General features: G+C 37.9%; 19 protein-coding genes and 1 pseudogene. 3 read left to right on the forward strand and 17 right to left on the reverse strand.

The window, feature by feature from the left end; genetic code table 11:
• Positions 1-34 precede the first annotated feature (34 nt).
• From J7I90_RS13590 to J7I90_RS13600, 3 genes are read right to left on the reverse strand one after another with little or no spacing between them, the layout of a single operon-like run.
• On the reverse strand, positions 35-1,204 hold the full coding sequence (locus J7I90_RS13590) for a restriction endonuclease subunit S (protein WP_214772322.1): 1,170 nt from the start codon (positions 1,202-1,204) through the stop codon (positions 35-37).
• Positions 1,194-2,687: a type I restriction-modification system subunit M gene (locus J7I90_RS13595; RefSeq protein WP_214772324.1), complete on the reverse strand. Its 1,494-nt coding sequence runs from the start codon at positions 2,685-2,687 to the stop codon at positions 1,194-1,196. The genes J7I90_RS13590 and J7I90_RS13595 overlap by 11 nt, the downstream gene beginning before the upstream one ends.
• Before the next feature lie 33 nt (positions 2,688-2,720).
• Positions 2,721-4,583, reverse strand: coding sequence for an N-6 DNA methylase (locus tag J7I90_RS13600; protein WP_214772326.1), 1,863 nt, complete (start codon positions 4,581-4,583; stop codon positions 2,721-2,723).
• A 662-nt stretch (positions 4,584-5,245) separates the two neighbouring features.
• Between J7I90_RS13600 and J7I90_RS13605 the strand changes: the two genes are divergently transcribed.
• Complete coding sequence (locus J7I90_RS13605) at positions 5,246-5,386, forward strand: hypothetical protein (protein ID WP_214772328.1); 141 nt, start codon at positions 5,246-5,248, stop codon at positions 5,384-5,386.
• Between the two features lie 794 nt (positions 5,387-6,180).
• Here the strand turns inward: J7I90_RS13605 and J7I90_RS13610 are convergent.
• Positions 6,181-6,252 (reverse strand): annotated as a pseudogene (locus J7I90_RS13610) (single-stranded DNA-binding protein); the annotation flags it as partial.
• Between the two features lie 355 nt (positions 6,253-6,607).
• Here J7I90_RS13610 and J7I90_RS13615 point away from each other — a divergent pair.
• A complete protein-coding gene (locus tag J7I90_RS13615) occupies positions 6,608-7,042 on the forward strand; it encodes a YwpF family protein (RefSeq protein WP_034315749.1) in 435 nt (144 codons plus the stop codon).
• A gap of 107 nt (positions 7,043-7,149) precedes the next feature.
• Here the strand turns inward: J7I90_RS13615 and J7I90_RS13620 are convergent, their stop codons facing one another.
• From J7I90_RS13620 to spoIIQ, 8 genes are all read right to left on the reverse strand, one after another.
• Positions 7,150-7,452: a hypothetical protein gene (locus J7I90_RS13620; RefSeq protein ID WP_214772330.1), complete on the reverse strand. Its 303-nt coding sequence runs from the start codon at positions 7,450-7,452 to the stop codon at positions 7,150-7,152.
• A 277-nt stretch (positions 7,453-7,729) separates the two neighbouring features.
• Complete coding sequence (gene fabZ / locus J7I90_RS13625) at positions 7,730-8,158, reverse strand: 3-hydroxyacyl-ACP dehydratase FabZ (RefSeq protein WP_034315755.1); 429 nt, start codon at positions 8,156-8,158, stop codon at positions 7,730-7,732.
• Between the two features lie 128 nt (positions 8,159-8,286).
• On the reverse strand, positions 8,287-8,541 hold the full coding sequence (locus J7I90_RS13630; RefSeq protein ID WP_053087418.1) for a DNA-directed RNA polymerase subunit beta: 255 nt from the start codon (positions 8,539-8,541) through the stop codon (positions 8,287-8,289).
• A 114-nt stretch (positions 8,542-8,655) separates the two neighbouring features.
• Entirely contained in the window at positions 8,656-9,498 is an 843-nt protein-coding gene (locus tag J7I90_RS13635; protein ID WP_214772332.1) for a flagellar hook-basal body protein, read from the reverse strand.
• A 48-nt stretch (positions 9,499-9,546) separates the two neighbouring features.
• Positions 9,547-10,386, reverse strand: a complete 840-nt coding sequence (locus J7I90_RS13640; protein ID WP_214772334.1) for a flagellar hook-basal body protein — start codon at positions 10,384-10,386, stop codon at positions 9,547-9,549.
• 277 nt (positions 10,387-10,663) lie between these two features.
• Positions 10,664-11,665: a rod shape-determining protein gene (gene mreB, locus J7I90_RS13645; RefSeq protein ID WP_034315765.1), complete on the reverse strand. Its 1,002-nt coding sequence runs from the start codon at positions 11,663-11,665 to the stop codon at positions 10,664-10,666.
• 306 nt (positions 11,666-11,971) lie between these two features.
• Complete coding sequence (gene spoIIID / locus J7I90_RS13650; RefSeq protein WP_034315767.1) at positions 11,972-12,244, reverse strand: sporulation transcriptional regulator SpoIIID; 273 nt, start codon at positions 12,242-12,244, stop codon at positions 11,972-11,974.
• 434 nt (positions 12,245-12,678) lie between these two features.
• Positions 12,679-13,614, reverse strand: a complete 936-nt coding sequence (gene spoIIQ, locus J7I90_RS13655; RefSeq protein WP_251025278.1) for a stage II sporulation protein SpoIIQ — start codon at positions 13,612-13,614, stop codon at positions 12,679-12,681.
• Positions 13,615-13,745: 131 nt separating this feature from the next.
• On the opposite strand from spoIIQ, the gene J7I90_RS13660 reads away from it, so the two are divergent.
• Complete coding sequence (locus J7I90_RS13660) at positions 13,746-14,171, forward strand: VanZ family protein (protein ID WP_214772336.1); 426 nt, start codon at positions 13,746-13,748, stop codon at positions 14,169-14,171.
• Positions 14,172-14,191: 20 nt separating this feature from the next.
• Here the strand turns inward: J7I90_RS13660 and spoIID are convergent, their stop codons facing one another.
• The 5 genes from spoIID to nuoN all read right to left on the reverse strand — a co-directional run bounded on the left by spoIID (position 14,192) and on the right by nuoN (position 19,590).
• Complete coding sequence (gene spoIID / locus J7I90_RS13665) at positions 14,192-15,229, reverse strand: stage II sporulation protein D (protein WP_251025279.1); 1,038 nt, start codon at positions 15,227-15,229, stop codon at positions 14,192-14,194.
• 200 nt (positions 15,230-15,429) lie between these two features.
• Positions 15,430-16,731, reverse strand: coding sequence for a UDP-N-acetylglucosamine 1-carboxyvinyltransferase (gene murA, locus J7I90_RS13670; RefSeq protein WP_034315774.1), 1,302 nt, complete (start codon positions 16,729-16,731; stop codon positions 15,430-15,432).
• A 32-nt stretch (positions 16,732-16,763) separates the two neighbouring features.
• On the reverse strand, positions 16,764-17,513 hold the full coding sequence (locus tag J7I90_RS13675) for a YwmB family TATA-box binding protein (RefSeq protein ID WP_214772338.1): 750 nt from the start codon (positions 17,511-17,513) through the stop codon (positions 16,764-16,766).
• 158 nt (positions 17,514-17,671) lie between these two features.
• Positions 17,672-17,914 (reverse strand): DUF1146 family protein, encoded by a 243-nt coding sequence (locus J7I90_RS13680; RefSeq protein WP_034315776.1) that lies wholly within the window; start codon positions 17,912-17,914, stop codon positions 17,672-17,674.
• A gap of 149 nt (positions 17,915-18,063) precedes the next feature.
• Positions 18,064-19,590: an NADH-quinone oxidoreductase subunit NuoN gene (nuoN, locus tag J7I90_RS13685; protein WP_214772341.1), complete on the reverse strand. Its 1,527-nt coding sequence runs from the start codon at positions 19,588-19,590 to the stop codon at positions 18,064-18,066.
• Position 19,591 lies beyond the last annotated feature (1 nt).

Genomic DNA, 19,591 nt, shown 5'->3' on the forward strand with positions numbered 1-19,591 from the left:
TCTCCTTTATGAGATACTGTAACTAAACTTATTCTTAAAATAACTCGCCATTAAAGGCTTTTTGTAAAATGGAATTATATAAAATATTAATTTCTTGGTTTGAATCTATCAATTTTTGCTTCATATTTTTTATTTGATTTACTCTTACACTAAAGACTTGTTGCCTTTCAATTGATGGTAAATAAATCTCAATCTGTTTAAACTTTTGCATCGAAATATTTAACATAGAACCACTTGTACCAGTAGCATTTTTAGAGAATTGATTTCGAATTCTTTTTGTGTTTATTACCGTATAAAAGTATTCAGGTGTAATTATTTCTTTATTTAAATTAATTTTCCAAAGTTTATCTGGCAGAATCAAATCCTCATAATCTTTTGGAACAATAGCAGAAGCTCCAACTAATTCTCTCGTATTTGCTCGACTGAATATAATATCACCTTTCTTTGGATATACAGCCTTTTTAATTTCAGTATTAGGGCTTAAAACTTTATATTCATCATCTTTGAAATATCCTTTTGTAACAGTACTAATTTTTAAAACGGCTATTTCACTTTTTTCTTTCTTTCGTTCTTCTCCTGAAACACTCCAACCTGCTTCAATAGAATCTACAACATCAGCTATTGTAACTTTTGTTAAGTTCTTATTTTCTCCAAACATCTTTATAAATACATTTTGAGTTAATTTATCTAATGCAGCAATTTGAGATTGGCGTTTTTGTATAATGGAGTTCGTTAAGTCCAGTAATTCAATAATTTTTTCTTGTTCTGTTAAAGTTGGCAGATAAAGATTTACATTCTTCAAATCTTCTTTATTAAATCCCGCTTGGGCTGCTCTACTTCCAACATTATGAATAAAATGTTGGAAAATGTTTGATTTAAGGAAATAATATAAATACTTTTTTAATAACTTACTTTCATCAGGAATAGCTTTAATTAAAGCAACATTATATGTTCCAGATAATCCACTAACAATTTTCCCTATAGAAGCACCATATCTTGCAATTAAAATATCTTCTTCTGAACAAAAGTTCATTTTCTTTTTAATTTTTACATATTCAAATTCTGCTCTTCCCTGCGTAAAGTCACGAATTTGAAGCATTCGAACATATCCTTCTTTTTCTTCTTTAATCCATTCACTCTTCGGTGGTTGACTTCCTCCTTTAAAATCACATACCGAAAGTAAAGACACAATATTATTTACCATTTAAAAGCACCTCTAATTTTTCTAAATCATTGATGACTTCATTTTCAAATAATTTTATTTGTTGGATAATTTCACCAGGCGATTGATATTCCACTTCTTTATACTCAACTTTTTTATACTTATTAATCGACAAGTCATAACCTTGCTCACGAATTTCATCAACTGGTACAAAGAATGATTGTTCTGTGCGTTTACGTTCTATTTCACCTTCTAAATTACCAAAACGAGCAATAATATCTGTAATATCATTTGCATCAATAAGCGTACGTTTATCATCTAATGAATAACCATCAGCTTTCATATCATAGAACCAGACGTTATCCGTACCACCTGTTCCTGTTTTTGTGAAGATCATAATTCCTGTCGATACACCAGCATACGGCTTGAATACACCGCTTGGCATTGAAATGATTGCTTCAAGTTTGTTATTCTCGATGATTTCTTTACGAATCGCTTTATGTGCGTTTGAGCTACCGAACAATACACCATCTGGTACGATTATAGCTGCACGTCCACCTGGTTTTAAAATGCGTAAGAATAATGATAAGAATAGTAATTCCGTTTTCTTCGTTTTTGCTACCTTTAATAAATCATTCGATACAGATTCATAGTCAAGTGAGCCTTTAAACGGAGGATTCGCTAATACTAACGTATATTTTCCGGCATCTTTATTGTCTTCGGATAAAGAGTCACGATAATCAATGTTTGGCGCATTTACACCGTGCAGCATCATATTCATTGCACCAATACGTAACATCGTTGTATCCATATCATTTCCGTAGAACATTTTGTTGTGGAAGTGTTCTTTTAACCCTTGTACAAGAAATAAATCTTGATTGTTTTTACGTAAATATTCACTTGCTGATACTAAGAAACCTGCTGAACCCATTGCTGGGTCAATGATTATATCCTCTGGTGTTGGCTTCATTAATTCAACCATCATATTAATGATATGGCGTGGTGTACGGAATTGACCATTCATCCCTGAAGTTTGTAACTTGGATAATAAATATTCGTAAACGTCTCCTTGTGTATCACGGTCTTCCATTGGAATGCTGTCAAGTGCCGTTACAACCCTTTGAAGTGTCGCTGGCTTATTAATAAGGAACGAAGCATCTTTCATATATTTTGAGAATGCGGAATCCTCTTTACCACCCAATGTTTTTATAAATAGGAAAATTGTACTTACCATTACTTGATGCATTTCTTCTGCCGGCAATTGCTTAAACTGAGTCCAACGTATCTTTGGCCAATGTTTTTTTTGAAGTTCATTAAAATCAGCTGGCATTTCAGAGAATATCCCATTGTATTCTAAGCCTAAAAAAGTCGCTTCCTTTTCTTTACGTAATTCAATTTCATCTAAACCTTTTATGAATATTAAGTATGTTAATTGTTCAATATTTGTTAATGGGTTTGTATTTCCTTCTGTCCAAAGGGTTGTCCAAATCCCGTCAATTTTATTTTTAATTTCACCTGTAATCATTTTATTTCCTCCTGATAGTTAAGTTCCTTAGCTTTACAAAATGGTGAAGGTCTTATTGATCCCCATTGCTTCGAACGCTTCAAGCTTTAATGCCTTTTGACGTGCTTCCAAACGTGCTAATTCTTCATCGATTTTCCGCTGTTCAGCACCAAAATTCCCAACAATTTTTCGTTGTTCATCTAATGATAGCAGCGGAATCGGTAGCTCTTTTAAATCCTTCATTGATAACGTCGTAATCGTTGTGCCTGTAGTATGTTTATCAAAGTAGAATTGTGCAATTGGTGATTCGAAATATAGAAGTAAAAATTGGGGGTCTAGTAATTCACCACAACGAATGCCAGCAAAGTTTTGAGATAACAATACATCATCACAATCACTCATAAATAATGCGGCTTTACGATTCACACCACGAACAGATAATAAAACATCTCCTTGTTGAATGAGATTATTATTGATTTTTGCATTGTTCTTAATAGAATAACGTGTTACACCTTCCAGATTAACTACGCCATCTTTAACATCTGAAATCTTTAAAACTGCGTATTCTCCGTTTTCATTTTCATCTTTAGTTGAGGCATTATATCCGCGGTAAAAATCAACTAACGCTGATAACGGCTTCGTTGGCACATTATTCAATGTGTCCATATTAATTGCCACAGTACCAAATTCACTAACTTGTGTTTCTGCTTTATAAATATAGTTGCTTGGCGTCAATTGTGCTAATTGAATTTCATCATTTGCAACAAATCGACTAATTTCTTCGATTTCTTTACCTTCAGAAATTATATTATTAATCAATTTTATTTTATCCTCAGTCAAAACAATATCGCGCTTATTAACTGATTCACCTAAATCTTCGGCATTTATCATTAAAATTTTACCTTTACGAGATTCAGATTTATTTTTGTTGCAAAGTAAAAGTGCCGTTTTAATATTTGTATAAGGTTGTAGCAATGACGGCAGAGCAACTATCGCTTCAATGACATCAAAGTCAATCAAACGTTGACGGATTTCTTTTTCAGGACCACCTCTAAATAAAACGCCCATCGATAATAAGAAAGCAGCTTTCCCATCTTCTTTTGTTGCGCTTAACCCACAGCTTAAAAATGTTAAGTCTCCTTGTGATCGTGGGGGAATACCATAAACAAATCGGTTTAATTGATCATACTTCATATCAATTTGTTGTTCTTCTGTTAAACGTAATCCAAACGGTGGAGCCATAAACACTCGATCAAATTGATCTAATTTATTGCCTTCTACATATGCGGGTTTTTTTATTAAATCATCTATTACAACAGTTGCTTCAATATCGTTTAAGAATAAACGTAAACGTAAAACTGTTGCAGCAATTGGATTGATTTCTTGTAAAGCTAACCGGCTATTTGTAACTTCTTTAACAAACATCATTGCTGTTTGACCATATCCTGCTGTTCCATCGTGGAAAGTAACTGATGCAGAAACCTGATCCAATAAATAGTTTGTAGAAATCTTATTAATACTTTGTGGTGTCAAGAATAAAGCTCGACTTTCCAGCCCTACAGATTCGACCAATTCATCAAAAACTTCGCCCATTGGTAAACTTTTTAAATTCTGTTCAACGCTTAAAAGAACCTTTACTAAAGCGTTTATGTACTTTGCTGAAAAAGTTTTTTTAAATTTTTCTAGCATTATCTTTTTAAAATGACCTTCAAGTTGTAAGTTACTAATCATCTTTTCTACTTTTTCCAAAACATCTTGGCTTTGAATTACTTTTGAAAGGTCCGAACCATTTTGTTTTGCTATCGCAAGAATTGTACCTGTTGTAAGTAAATCTGTTTCTGGATTACTAATACTACTTGTAAAACTTGTTGTTCTAATACTTTCATATACCTCTCTAGCACCATTTGTCTTTTCCATACTTATTCCCTCCTAAAAATCCGTCATTCAACTTTAATTTAAAAATACTACAAAAACTTAGTATAGTCAATACTAAGTTTTAATATCTATTGTATAAGATGATAATATTAAATATACATAAAAAATAATGATTTGACCAGTGTAATTGAGTGAGGGTACTTTAAAAACAAAGAAAAAAGGTACCTACTCATTAACGTACACTGCCAAGTGCGGTTAGGTTAGGGTACTGTTGAACCCTGATAGCTGATGTGGATTTGGTGCTCGTTGGATGCTAGGCTATTCATATAATGCAGGACACATACAAAAGCTTTACCTAGCTCTTCCATACTCTGAAATTTCAAGTTTTCTATCTCTGACCACTCAATGGTATCCAGAGCGTTTCGGATATCTTTTTCTTCGATAGGTATCATTGTACTCTTCTTTAGTAGCAATCCCGGATTGGCTTATGTGAACTAGTTTAGGCCCTTATGCATTTCCTAATTGTTCCTTATTGGGTTCTTTTTTTGTTTTAAAATATAAGAGGTTATCATAAAATAAAATAATAAACGAGTATACGGGGATATAAACAAAACGGGTAAGGCCATCGGTACATTCTTATAACTTCTATTTGTTCTTTTTTCCTTATATTTGGGGGACTAGTCATTTGGAAAGAAACTATTCCCTTGATCCAACCTACAGATGCAGATGGGTTAGGATTTGCTGTTGCTGGAATAGTGGCCGCTTTCCCTATTTCCATCGTTATTGGTATTATCGTAGCTGTTATTTTATCATTCCTTCAGAAAAATATTGTTGATAAGTGCTAAAAAACTAAACCCACTATACTGCTCCTCGTTAAAGCCAAACATCCTTAATTGTCTTATTAAATTCTTATGTCTTTTAGTTCAATAACAGCTTTAATATACCAATTAAAAAATAGGATTAGTCTTATCAACGACTTTTTATTCCCTACCTTATAAGTGGTTGTCTGCTTTCTATTCTTCGCTCTAGAGTCTATTCAGGCTATAGGGAACAACCAACAACATCAACCAAAACGGAATAGAGAGCCTGCCAGTGTGGCAGCTGATTTTTCAGATTGTACCTGTAAGTTGAAGACAAATTTTGCTAAGTTGACAAATAAAATAGCCACCCCAGCCTGGTAAGCTTATTGGAGTGACCATTACCGTTGGTGACATACCAATGGTTTTCCTAAGTCTACTTACAGTATATGTAAAGGAGGCAGTTATTATCAAATATTTGTATGTGGTAATTGTTGTTTTTAGTCCACAATTGGGATGGCTATGGATCTGTCCAAATAAAACTTAATAAGCTCTACAAATTAAGAATAATTATACCAAATAGATAATTTTATTGGTGAAGTTTATGCTACCGCTTATAAGGATTTTAAGGCTTTATTCATTTGAATAACATATATCCAAAAGTGACATTTTATCTTACAGCTTCCTTTATCGAGTTGTGGCTTTTTATTAAGTTCTGAATGGTATACTAATAACTCTTTAAAAGCTGAAAAGACCTGGATATATATCGTTTTAACCGGTGACATTATTGTTAAATTAAGTGACATTTTAAACTACGATTGATGCCATTTTAAATTAAATTTCACACCATCAGGTGTGTATCTTAATTCTGGATCCTTCGTAAGCCTGCCGACGAGGGTAACTTGGTTAATCATTGTTTCACTCCTTCCTCTTTAATTACTTTAATCATACGCTTTCTTCCATCGATTAAAAAATGGAGGAAATGATTTTATTACACCATTTTTCTTCATAAAAAAACGTTTGAATTGGTGCAAAAACATTTTTTAGTAATTAAAATCTGGTGAAAAACGAATAGTTAACAAAATTAAATTTTTTGCAAATTTTTATTCCATCCTTCATAATTTAGACAAATGTTGGGTTTTCATTTCATTAAGAGACTTTTTTTTAGTATGATATAATTACCTTTAAAAGGATTAATCGATATGTACCCTTTAAAAATTTACGTTTAAGGTAAATGCCGCTCTTTCTTGCAAGAAACGGAGGAATTAGATGAAATCATTCAAATTGATCTCGTTGCAAATTGTTACTGAAAATTTAAACTTGATTGATATTGCATTAACAGATGGATTGATCATAAATAAAGAAAATGATGCTAGATCATGGTTACTGGAAGCCTTTGTCGAAGAAAAACATTTTAAAGAGCTTGAACCCTCACTTCCCGATATAGACGGAGAGGTGTATATCCAGGCAGTCATTACCAAAAAGGACAATGAACCGGCTTTGTTTCAAACTGTTTTACGTACAATAAGAAAAGTGGGCAATCATTATAGCCTTTTATTCGTTGGTCACATCCAAAAAACACGGAGCAAATATGCAGAACTCCTTCTTGAAGATTTGGTCCAAAAAGGTCTCGTCGGCGATGAACTTATAAAAGAGTTCAAGCAAAAAATCCGCTCAAAGCCTAAATTAGCAACTAATAAATAAAAACCCTTCCCTTGATTTCCATCCCCTAATCGAATGCACATAAAAAAGACTGACTTAGAAGAATAAAGGATGATAATCCTCTTCCTACTAAGCCAGTCTTATGCTAATTACTTATTGTCGTCGTCTTTTTTATCATTGTCTTTAATCAAGTCATCGGCATCATCATCGACGTTATTATCGTCGTTATCAAGGATGTCATCATCGTTGTCGTTGTCGTTGTCGTTATCAAGCACGTCATCATCGTTATCGTTGTTGTTATCATTTACACCATTGTCATTGTTATCATCTTCTATGATGTTGTTATCATCTTCTGGTGCGGGATTATTATCATTATCATTATTTCCACATCCAGCAAGGAACATGATAGATAATAAAGATCCCCCAAGTAGTGCAAAAATTTTCTTCATCATTTTTGGCAACCTCCCTTCTTTCTTTATCATTAGGTATTTTGCCCGAATGTGAAAATAACTTGCGTCCTATTTTAAATTTAAAAAGAAAATCTGCTATTTGGAATTAAACATTAAAAAATGCCGGACATAAAAATGTCCGGCATTCAAAGGGAGAATAGAAAGATCTAAAAACCGCTTTTGCTTTAAAAAAGCAATGCAGTGCTTTTTATATACACCGCTTCACGATTCCTTAAACCACTTTTTGAAATATATAGTTAAAAGATATGGAAAAAGAATCTTATTTGTCACCAAAAGCAAACATGATATCGGCTTCACATGCTGTTTCTCCATCAACCGTTGCCACTGCTTTCCCTTTACCCATTGACCCTCTCATACGCACTATTTCCACTTCCAGACGCAGCTGATCACCTGGTTTAACTTGCTTTTTAAAACGGCAATTGTCAATCCCAGCGAAAAATGCAAGCCGGCCTTTATATTCTTCTTGTTTCAAGACCGCTACAGCGCCAACCTGCGCTAAGGCCTCTACAATTAAAACTCCAGGCATAACTGGATAATCGGGGAAATGGCCATTAAAGAATTCTTCATTTGCCGAGACATTCTTCAACCCAACCGCTCTTTTCCCTTCATCAATTTCTATGATCCGGTCGACTAATAAGAATGGGTAACGATGCGGAATGATTTCCTTTATTTGTGTGATATCTAGCATACTTGTTCCTCCTATGACTTAAATATTTCAAACATAACGTAAACTCGCCCCTGTCATCTAGACAGAGGCGTAGTTGCCATGAAATATAAATCCGTTAACGACAGCAACTACTTCAAAAAAACATGGAACTACGCGCCCTTGTTCACTATATCAAAAATATGGGTCCATGTGGATTTTTGGAAAACATCCATTGCATGTCCTCCGCCAATCACACTATATCCTAATAGTGCCCCTGATAATACAGCAATGAAAATCAATCCGATAACAATGAGTAAACGAAGCCAAATTGGCAAAAGACGTACCTTAATCCTTCGATTAGGTTTCGCCTCAACTTCCTTTATCTCTTCTTCAATTTGTTGTCTCATTACACGATTTTGTTCCATATAGAATGTGAAAGCTCCTTTTAAGAAAACTCGCCGAATGATTTCTCTTGTTATGAATTCATTATAACCGATTTGCCCTAATTCCGCAGGGAGACATTTTATTTTCCAGGTACCTTAACGGATTCCATTGATTAATCCGCTCATTTGATCAGCCATCGTAACCGCCCGGGATTGAAATTGGTAAGACCGCTGAACATTGATTAGATCCGTCATTTCTTTGGAAAGATCGACATTCGAGGACTCCAGAGTACCTTGACGGACTGCTGCCTGGTTGCGGGAATCCCCTCTTAATGCAGTCATGATATCGTCTTCCGTAACACCCAAGGCATTGAAGTTTTTGGGCAGGCCAAGTAAATTCCCGCCTAGCCGGTCAAGAAATTGCGGTTTCTTTACCGAGACTATTCCGAGCCCAAAACTCTTTTCGCCATATTCTTCCGTATCCACTATCAATAAGCCATTTTCCGAAATCTTAATGTCCTTAATATTTCCCTCTATGAGGATCGGTTCACCATTTTCATCAAGTACTTTATGTCCAGCAGAGGTAACGAGCATCATTTGGTCATTAGCATTAGGGGATAAATAAAAGGCACCATCCCTTGTAAGCCTTGTATTGACCCCATTATCGTCCTGAACGCTTACGGTGAAGAATTGGTCATCCCTGGTGAATGCGGCATCAAGGTTGCGATCCGTCGTCTTTAAGGCACCCTGTGAAAGGATCAATTGAGATTGGCTTATCATAGCACCTGTTCCCTGCCGGATGCCAGGTGCGGTCAACCTTCCTTTTTCCTTGGTCTCACTAGGTTGATTATTGAAACTCTGTGTCAAAAAGTCATTGAAACTCGTTTGGGTCTTTTTGTAGGCCGTCGTGTCCACATTCGCGATATTATTACTTATTTGATCGATTTTACTTTGAAGTTGGTTCAGCGTATTCGTCGCCGTCATCATCGTCCGGTTCATGGTTTTTCCCCTTACAGTTAAAATTTCCGAATTTCACCTACCGCTTAATTAGAGCCTGCCAACTTCATTGACCGCTTTATCCAAACTTTTATCATAGGCTTGAAGCACCTTCTGACTCGCTTCAAAAGAGCGGTATGCCGACATCATTTCTGTCATCGTTCTCGATTGGTCAACATTGGAGCCTTCAAGAAAGCCCTGCTTAGTGGAAAAACCGACATCCGCAGCAGCGTATGCGCTAGGTAAAGCCCCATCATTCAAAGCCTTATATAGGCCTTCTCCATCTTTCATGAGCTGTAATGACGGATCATCCGAATAACCGATCCCCAAACGTGCGGTTTGAACATTTCCTTCTGAGATAACACCGTTTTCCGCTACTGTGAATCGATCGCTATCAAGCTGGATCTTTTCATTATTTTCGTTCAATACATAATGACCGGACGGCGTGATCAGATAACCTTGCCCATCCAGGGTGAAACTGCCGTTACGCGTATAACGGATAGCACCATCGCCATCCTGGACAGTAAAAAACACCGAGCCTTGCCGACCCGTTTCCTCATTGATCGGCAGGTTTTCATCAACAAGGGAAATATCCGTATCAAGCTGGGTTTCCTCCAATGTGCCCTGGGTAAATAAAGGATTCGCCTCCTGTACGTAAACACCCGTACTGAGCCCCCCAACCTGGGAAAAGTTAGACATGCTCAATTTGCTCTCCGTGGGAACCGTTTCACTACTCATGCTGCTTATGAGCATTTCCGGAAAAGACCTTACACTCAATTGATCCGCTTTATATCCTGTTGTATTCGCATTGGACATATTGTTTGTGAGTAATTCCGTGCGCCTTTGCTGTGCAAGCATCCCGGAAGCAGCCGTATAAAAACCTCTTAACATCTTCTTCACTCCCCAATCCACATAAATTATCCGTTCAATATCTCATATCTATCTTATCGGTCATGAACATCATTATCTTAAGGAAAAGGAGAAGCATTAGGCAGAAGAATTTGTCATATCGCAGGCTAGGTCAAATTTAAAGGAATGGTGTTAAATTCTCGACTAAAAGAAGAGGGCCTATTGCTCATCAGTACTAGAACTGCACGCACTTTCACTATGCCTCACGTTTGTCTGAACCTTAGACCCCTATCTTATGATGCGGATTTCCACCCGCTTTTTAGTTGAATTTGTGCCGTGGCAATTTATCCATATTATCAAGCATGATACCAGTTCCGATTGCTACACAATCCATTGGCTGCTCGGCAACGAGTACTGGGACCTTAAGTTCTTCAGCAAGAAGTAAATCAATCCCGTGAAGCAAGGCTCCCCCGCCTGTTAAAATGACGCCGCGGTCGATGATATCAGCAGAAAGTTCTGGCGGCGTCCGTTCAAGTACGCTTTTTGCAGCTTGTACAATGATGGAAACCTGCTCGCGAAGTGCCTCCTCAATTTCTTCAGAATTGACCGAAATGGTTCTAGGCAATCCCGATACCATATCACGCCCACGGATATCGATGACTTCATTACGAGATCCAGGGAAGACGGTTGCAACCTGGATTTTAATGTTCTCCGCTGTACGTTCACCAATCAGGAGCTTATACTTCCGCTTGATATAATTTAATATTTCATTATCGAATTTGTCACCGGCCATTTTAATGGATGAAGATGTAACGATATCCCCCATTGAAAGAACGGCAATATCCGTTGTACCCCCGCCAATATCTACGACCATATTTCCGCTTGGTTGAAAAATATCCATACCGGCACCGATTGCAGCCACTTTCGGCTCTTCTTCAAGGTATACTTTCTTCCCGCCGCTTTTTTCGGCAGCTTCCTTAATCGCCTTTTGTTCGACACTTGTTATGTTGGTCGGGCAGCAAATTAAAATTCTAGGCTTTGAAAGAAAGCCTTTCACATTCAATGTATTGATAAAATGCTTAAGCATCGATTCTGTTACATCGAAATCTGCAATTACACCGTCTTTTAAAGGACGGATTGCAATGATGTTTCCTGGAGTACGGCCTACCATTTTTCGAGCTTCTTCCCCGACGGCAAGAACACGGTTTGTATTCTTATCAATCGCCACCACCGAAGGCTCATTTAACACAATTCCTTTACCTTTGACATGTATAAGAACATTGGCTGTTCCAAGATCTATCCCAATATCTCTAGCAAACATTTCTTAAATCCTCCTTGAATATCCTCACATATAACCTACTTCTGTCCTAATTGTTTATTTTACCATATTGCATTGACACAAGTAAGTATGAATTATAAATAAACACTAATACAGACTATTATTTCCTATTTTGCCAAAATGTAAAAAAAATCAATGCCTTATGTACTAACCTACCGTATTTTCCCATAAAAAAACCCCGGCATGGAACCGCAATCAAGGTTAAGAAAAGGCAAACACCACTTTCATGTCCCCTTACTCATTCCCCGATAGCCCGATTCACTTCCAATTGCCGGAATGATTCAAGTATCATTTAACGATTTCTTCTTCTCTTTCAGAACGTTTGTATTTTAATTTTGTCGCTTCTCCACCTCTAAGGTGACGAATGGATTTATGATAATCCAATATATCCTTCACTTCGTTAGCCAAATCAGGATTAATTTCTGGCAGCCTCTCAGTTAAGTCTTTATGCACTGTACTTTTAGAGACTCCGAACTCTTTTGCAATGACGCGGACTGTTTTTCTAGTTTCCACGATATACTTTCCTATCTTGATAGTTCTTTCTTTGATGTAATCGTGCACACCACTCGACCTCCCCAAATTGGATGTGAGAAGTGTGAAATGAGATTCGTATTTTTCGAATCGAATACCGCTGCCCTATAAACAATGAAAGATAGAATTATTCACCTATTAGATAATTTGTAATAAACGATTCCTCACCTCAAACACTCTCTTTGCATGGTTTATAACATCTTATTAGCTTGGTTAAGAATATATGCCTAATGGGACAGGAGGTTTGGATTTATTTCTGATTTTCATCTGTTTATTTTCATTAAACGTAAATTATTTCCCGAGAAATTTGTCAGAAATTCAAAGGTTTCAGCATATTGGCCAATATTTCCTCGAAAGAAAAAAAGAAGCCGTTCAAAGTGAACGGCTTCCTTTTACCAAATTTTCAGTTGTTGTCATTCGTAACGCTCTAGGTTTTTGTTTTGATTTTATTAAAAATCTTAATCTTAATTAGATTGATTTAACGAATCTTTTAAGGAATCGCTTTCTTCAGTTGTATCTTCACCAGGGACAGAGCCTTCCTCATCAGTGCCACTATCTAAATCAGTGCTCTCGTCAGTTTCGTCAACTGCAGGCGTTTCTTCTTTGTCAGCTTCAGACCCTTCGACTGCAGGTGTTTCTTTGTCAGCTTCTGATCCTTCGACTGCAGGTGTTTCTTCTTTATCAGCTTCGGCATCAGCTGCAGATTGAATCGCAGAAGCTTGTTTATCAACAAAATCAAGTGGGTTTAACGCAATGTTATCTTTTCTGATTTCGAAGTGGACATGTACGCCAGCCTCTTCATTAATTTGGCTTTTTCCAGCTGTAGCAATTGCTTGTCCTTGTTTTACTTTGTCACCGACTGCAACCTTAATGTCTTTAACAGATTGATAACGAGTAACAACGCCATCTTCATGCTCTACTTCAACTAAATTTCCAAGTAACGCATCGTCTTGAACTTTTGTTACATTTCCACTTAAGGAAGCTTTTACATCGAAAGACTTACCATCTTCCATTGCAATGTCTATACCTTTGTTTTGCTCATATCTATTGTTGTAGAAAACTAATGCTTCTTCTTGTGCCTTTTCATCCGCATTCACATCATAAAACTGTTTCTTGATAACCGATTTGTCTGCATCGGCTACAGGCATCTTGATTGTCTCAAGATTGCTATTAACCTCTACAGAAGGCTCACCATAGTTTTTTCCTGTTTCAGCCGATTCCTCTTTGCCATCGTTAGCTGAATCATCAAAACTATTTTGTAATAAGAAGGCCGCGGCTAAGATTATGGCTGCACTTGCGATATAGATTGCTGATAATGCCCAACGTTGTTTTAGTATACGTCGGATTGTGGAAGTTGGTTTCTTTTCTTCCTCTCTCATATTAATCACCTCAGCAATCATTCTGAACATTTTGTTAAAATTATATACATTCAGGAAAAATTTTTTTTGGATTTATTTTGTGGAAATGAAACCGATTTTATTCGTAGAATGGTAAAATGTTTGGTATCTTACTGTTGAAGGATGTTTAAATCATGAAAAAAGCTTTTAAAATTGTGTTAACGTTATTGCCTTTTCTATATATGATTGCCATTTGGATAATGTCGAGCAACCCCGATGATATGATTCTTGATCTTCCCTCATCCTCATCTGACCGATTTATCAAAGAGGCTCTTCATCTGGTCGAATTTGCCCTTTTGTATATATTATTTGTTTCGGCACTTGCTGCACACCAAAAACTGAGATCTGGTTTAAGCCTGTTGTCTGCCCTTGTAGCTTGCCTTTATGGAGTGATGGATGAATACCATCAATCTTTCGTCCCGTACCGCTCCTCTAGCTTAATAGATGTCATTAAAGACATCATTGGAGTAGCTGCAGTTTATTTTCATGTCCAATATCATTATTTCAAGCGTGAACGGGGCTTTTTGACCTTTATAGAAAAATTAAACGAAAAGAAATGAGAGATGGGAAATCCCACCTCTCATTTTTTTGCCGTCATCGTATTCAGCCACTTACTTGAAGACTGAACTTTGACGCCTTTATAATAATATTTCACGATGTCTTCATAGGTTTTCCCTTCCCTGGCCATGCCGTTAGCACCGTATTGGCTCATTCCAACTCCGTGTCCAGATCCTTTTGTCGTGATCACAATCCGGTTGCCTTGACGCTCCCAGTCAAAATCGGAAGATGTCAGCCCGAGCTTCTCACGAATCTGTTTTCCTGTCATTTTCTTTCCTCCGATATCCACTACACCTACGCGATTACCTGATGTTCTTTCAATAACAGTTCCTATGGATGATCCCGAAGAAAGACTTACACCCAATTTTTTTTCAAAATCTGCAGTATCGACTACTACTTTATTATAAAACTTTGGTGATTCTTCTTTATCCCATGGACTGGATACACTTTTTAAATAGGGAAATTCAGCTTGCCAATAGTCCTCGGAATTCTCCGTATAGCCATTGCTTGTCGAAAAAAAAGTGGCAGTAATCGGTTTTCCTTCATAGGTTAATATTTGACCCGCCGTTTCTTTTATGGCCTTGTTAATTTTTTGCATCTTCCATTTATAATCAGAGCCCCACTGTTTTTTCAGCTCATCATTATTCTTATAAACTTGGTGCATGACCGTATCGCTTACATCGGCACCATCCGGCAATCCTAATCGACTTTCGCTTATGAGCTGATTGACAATATAGGTTCTCGCCGTCAACGCTTGTGCTTTCAGCGCTTCTTCTTCAAAATCTGCTGGCATTTCAGCTGCAACCACACCGCTCAAGTACGATTCAATCGGCAGTTTTTCAATCTTTTTTGCAGATGTGCGGTAAACGGCAACTTCTACGGAACTCATTTCATTTGCCGCTACCTCTTTGCCCTCACTCTTCCCTTTCTTTTCTAATTGCTCGGTCAACTGCCCACTTGTCTTATCATTTGAAAATGGAAGCACAAGCACTGCTGGAATCATGATAATTACGAATGCTACTGCTATGAATAGTACGACCATCGGTTTGATTGCTTTCAAATTCCTGAGCCTCCCTACACTTGTTTTCTCTGCCGTATAATCGTATCCAGCAGGTATCTTTACATAACAAATGTATGTCGAAGGACAAGCATTTATGAATAGAAAAACGACAACTATTTAACTGTCGGCCAAGAATCCGGAACACGAAAAAAAACCACTCACGGTTCGGAGACTCGAACGTGAATGGTTTTATAAGCTACTTATGCGTTTAAATCTGCAATTTTTTTTGTTTCAGCAGGCACATCTTCGTTAATACGTTCCACATCAGCACCTAGAGATGCCAATTTTCCATGGAAATTCACGTATCCTCTGTCAAGATGCTTCAATTCTGTAACACGTGTAATGCCATCTGCAACCAATCCAGTCAGGATGAGCGCTGCCGCGGCACGTAAATCTGTTGCAGCTACTTCAGCACCTTGAATGTTAGTTGGACCATTAACGATAACGGAACGGCCTTCTATTTTAATATTGGCATTCATGCGACGGAATTCTTCAACATGCATGAAACGGTTTTCGAAAACGGTCTCCGTAATCATACTTGTTCCTTCAGCACGCAGTAATAATGCCATCATTTGCGATTGCATATCAGTCGGGAAACCAGGATGCGGCATTGTTTTGATGTCAATGGCCTTCAAGGTTTTTGGACCGATAACGCGTAATCCATCTTCTTCTTCAAGAATTTTAACGCCCATTTCCTCCATTTTAGCAATAAGGGAAGTAAGGTGTTCAGGTACAGCTCCTTGAACAAGAACATTGCCGCCAGTAAGAGCGGCCGCTGTCATGAATGTACCAGCTTCGATACGGTCAGGTATAATCGTATGTTCAGTGCCATATAATTTATCGACACCTTCGATTCTCATCGTACCGGTACCGGCACCTCTGACTTTGGCACCCATTTTATTAAGGAGATTCGCAAGATCTACAATTTCAGGCTCTTTGGCCACATTTTCAAGAATCGTAATACCTTCAGCAAGCGTAGCAGCCATCATGATGTTTTCGGTGGCACCAACACTTGGGAAGTCAAGATACACTCTTGCACCCTTAAGTCTGCCTTCTACCTCGGCATCAATGAAACCATTGCCGACCTTCACTTTTGCTCCCATCGCTTCAAATCCCTTTAAATGCTGGTCGATAGGACGTGATCCGATGGCACAGCCACCAGGAAGAGCAACGCGGGCCCGGCCATTCCTTGCTAGTAATGAGCCCATCACTAAAACGGAAGCTCTCATTTTACGTACATATTCAAATGGTGCTTCTTCTAATAACTCTCTTGATGCATCTACAGTTACTTGATTGTCATGAAAGGCAACATCTGCATTTAAGTTGCGCAATACTTCATTGATTGTATATACATCGGAGAGCGTAGGAACATCTTTAATGATACTTTTCCCATCACTTGCTAATAATGTTGCAGCGATAACTGGCAAAACGGCGTTTTTAGCACCTTCTACTTTAACTGTCCCGCTAAGCCTTTTTCCGCCGCGGACGATGATTTTTTCCAAAAGTATTCCCCTCCGCGTCCATTTTCTCTATATTAATATTCAAACGTTATGATTGGTGTGCCAACTACAAAGTTCGTTCGGTCACCCAATCCTTCTGTCCGTAGCCCAAACTGCAAATTTAATTTTTCTTTTGTCAAAGGTTGTTTAAACAATGTTGAATGTGCAGATATAGATGTAAAGTTTGTTTCGTGCACACTCTCAATTTCCCTTGCTCGGAACATATCTAACAGGTCTTCAGTTTTAGAGTTTAAAACCGAATCCATATTATCATTGATAGACCCTTTAATACAAGAAAAAATTGAAGGAGTTCCTATAAATAGGTCATTCACCCTGTTTTGGAACGTAGCGGTAAAAAAGGCATTATTGGCTTTCTTCCACTTTTTCCCCTTCACTTCGTAAATAACATAGGTAACTTTATCAAATTTCTCTTCCGTTGTCATTATTTTAATAGACTCGGTCAGACCTGAATCGACATTGTAAGTTAACGCCTCAGCCTTCCAGCCGGAAGCATCATCTTTCCGGTGCCATTGAAATTGAGGGTATTTTCGCTTTAAAGCTGTAACTTCGCTTTCAAACTCTTGTTTAGTTGTAATCTCTTTATTTATTTCTCTAGTGAGTACAGACCAATCCCCTATGTCTAAATCTTTATCTTCCTGTAACAGTCCCACCATTTTAACTATATCTGGTTTACTTTCTGCCACAATCGTACTATTCCCAATTAAAATCACCATCAAACCGAGAAATACTATGTATGTTAACATTTTTTTATTTAAAAAATACATGTTAAATCCCTCCCCTTTTACACATTCTTTCCATAAGGAGAGAGATCATACTTCGAGTTTTCCGACAATTGGTGACACCTTCCCCTTAAACTTGCAGGAAGCAATAGCGAATACAAGAGTAGAATCATATTTTGCTATAAGAATATTCTTACAGCTTATCAGTCATTACTAAACATATACGGAAGTTGGTTTGCAAATCCCAGGTAGTCGAGGAAGAAGTTACTTACAACTGAACCGATGGCAACCGTTAATAAAATATATAAAACCCTGGCCTTGATGACCGAATTGGATCTTAACATTTTATCAAAATGTAATGCCTGTAATGCCCACCAGGTAACTGCGATGAAAAACAAGTGTGCAATTATTCCTGTTAAAGCTTGCTGTCCCATTGCTGAAAACATGTACATACCTCCTAAAAGACACCCGAATTCTATTCTAACACAAAACCCCTTCATATTTGGAATTAAAAAGGAAGAATTGCAAAATATCTTTTTAAAACTGTAAATAGAGGCTTGATCCAATGGAACAAGCCTCTGATACAGGCATTATATCATTTACTCGAAATAAAGTCTGTAAAATCACCAAATTGATCATGAATAAAATCAAAGGCAATATTTGGCGCTATCCCGAAAAGTATGGTGCCTATTACGCATATGATCAACACGGCGTAAAGACCCGGACGAATTTTAATGACCTTCTCTGAATGAATCGGTCGGAAAAAGACCTGCACCAGTAATCCGAAATAATATACATAGGACACAATGGTACCTGCAATCATGATTCCCGCAAGGACGAAATGTCCAGGCTCCGTTATGAATGTCCCAAGAAAAATATTGAGTTTGCCAATGAAACCTGTCGTCCCGGGAATTCCAGCAAGCGACAGGATGAATACGGTGAATGCCAGGGCAAGATACGGGGATTTCCTCCCCAGTCCTGCAAGAATGCTGATATCTTCGGACCCACTTTGACTGGAGAGCAGCTGAATGACTGCAAATACACCGATATTCATTAATACATAAGCCATTAGGTAAAACCAGACAGTATCCAGCAGGAAATATCCCCCGCCCAATGTTGCCACCGCCACAAGCAGGTAACCCGCATGAGCGATGCTTGAATAGGCAAACATTCGTTTTAAATTTTGCTGCCTTAACGCAACCACATTTCCAATGATGATCGTCAGCCCCGCCAATGAAGCTATATAAATATTATTTTTATCCAAAAAATCTAGCGCCCCGAACGTATCACCGGAAGCCGTTAGGAATAACGAAAGAAAAAGGCGAAGGATGATGACAAAACCCGCCATTTTCGAAATTACACTCAAGAAGGCTGCGACCGGCGTCGGTGCCCCTTCATAGACATCCGGCGCCCACATATGAAACGGTGCGGCAGCTATCTTGAAGGATACACCGACAAACACCATGAAGAAAGCGAGTCCCATGATGTATTGCAGTTGCCCGTCGGTCATCGCAGCCATCGTCCTGCTCATTTCGCCTAGATTGACGGAACCGGTCACTCCATATAAATAGCTCATCCCGAATAAAGTGATTGCTGTGGAAATGCCTCCGTTTATCACATACTTCATGGACGCTTCGTTGGACTTCCGATCATGCTTCCGCATTCCTACTAATATATAAGATGAAAGTGAAAGAAGTTCCAGTCCAACGAACAGTGTGATCAAATCACCGCTTGAGGACATGACCATCGCTCCAAGCAAAGCGGTCAGGAACAGATAATAAAATTCCCCCCTATGCTCCCGCAGCCCCTCTCGCGGTTCATATCCTTCAGCCAGAAGGATGATCAGGGCCGCTCCGAATAATAGTAGCAGCTTAAAAGCTTTTGCAAATGAATCTAAACGAAACGTATCGGATAAGATACTGACTGTCTCAAAGGATAGCAGGCTAATCAGTGACAAACATGCCAAAATGATTCCGGTTAGCGCGAGCCATGCCAGTTTTCTCCGATTAAAGTGCTTCGGCCAGAATAAATCCAGTATCGAAAGAATCATGGTCGTTCCAAGAATGATGAATTCTGGCATCATCGCTCCCCAATCATAAGAAAGCATCGTGTTCCAATCCATC

Origin of the sequence: Bacillus sp. ISL-57, from assembly GCF_018613135.1 — a bacterium.
GTDB classification, from domain to species: Bacteria; Bacillota; Bacilli; order Bacillales; family DSM-1321; genus Peribacillus; species Peribacillus frigoritolerans.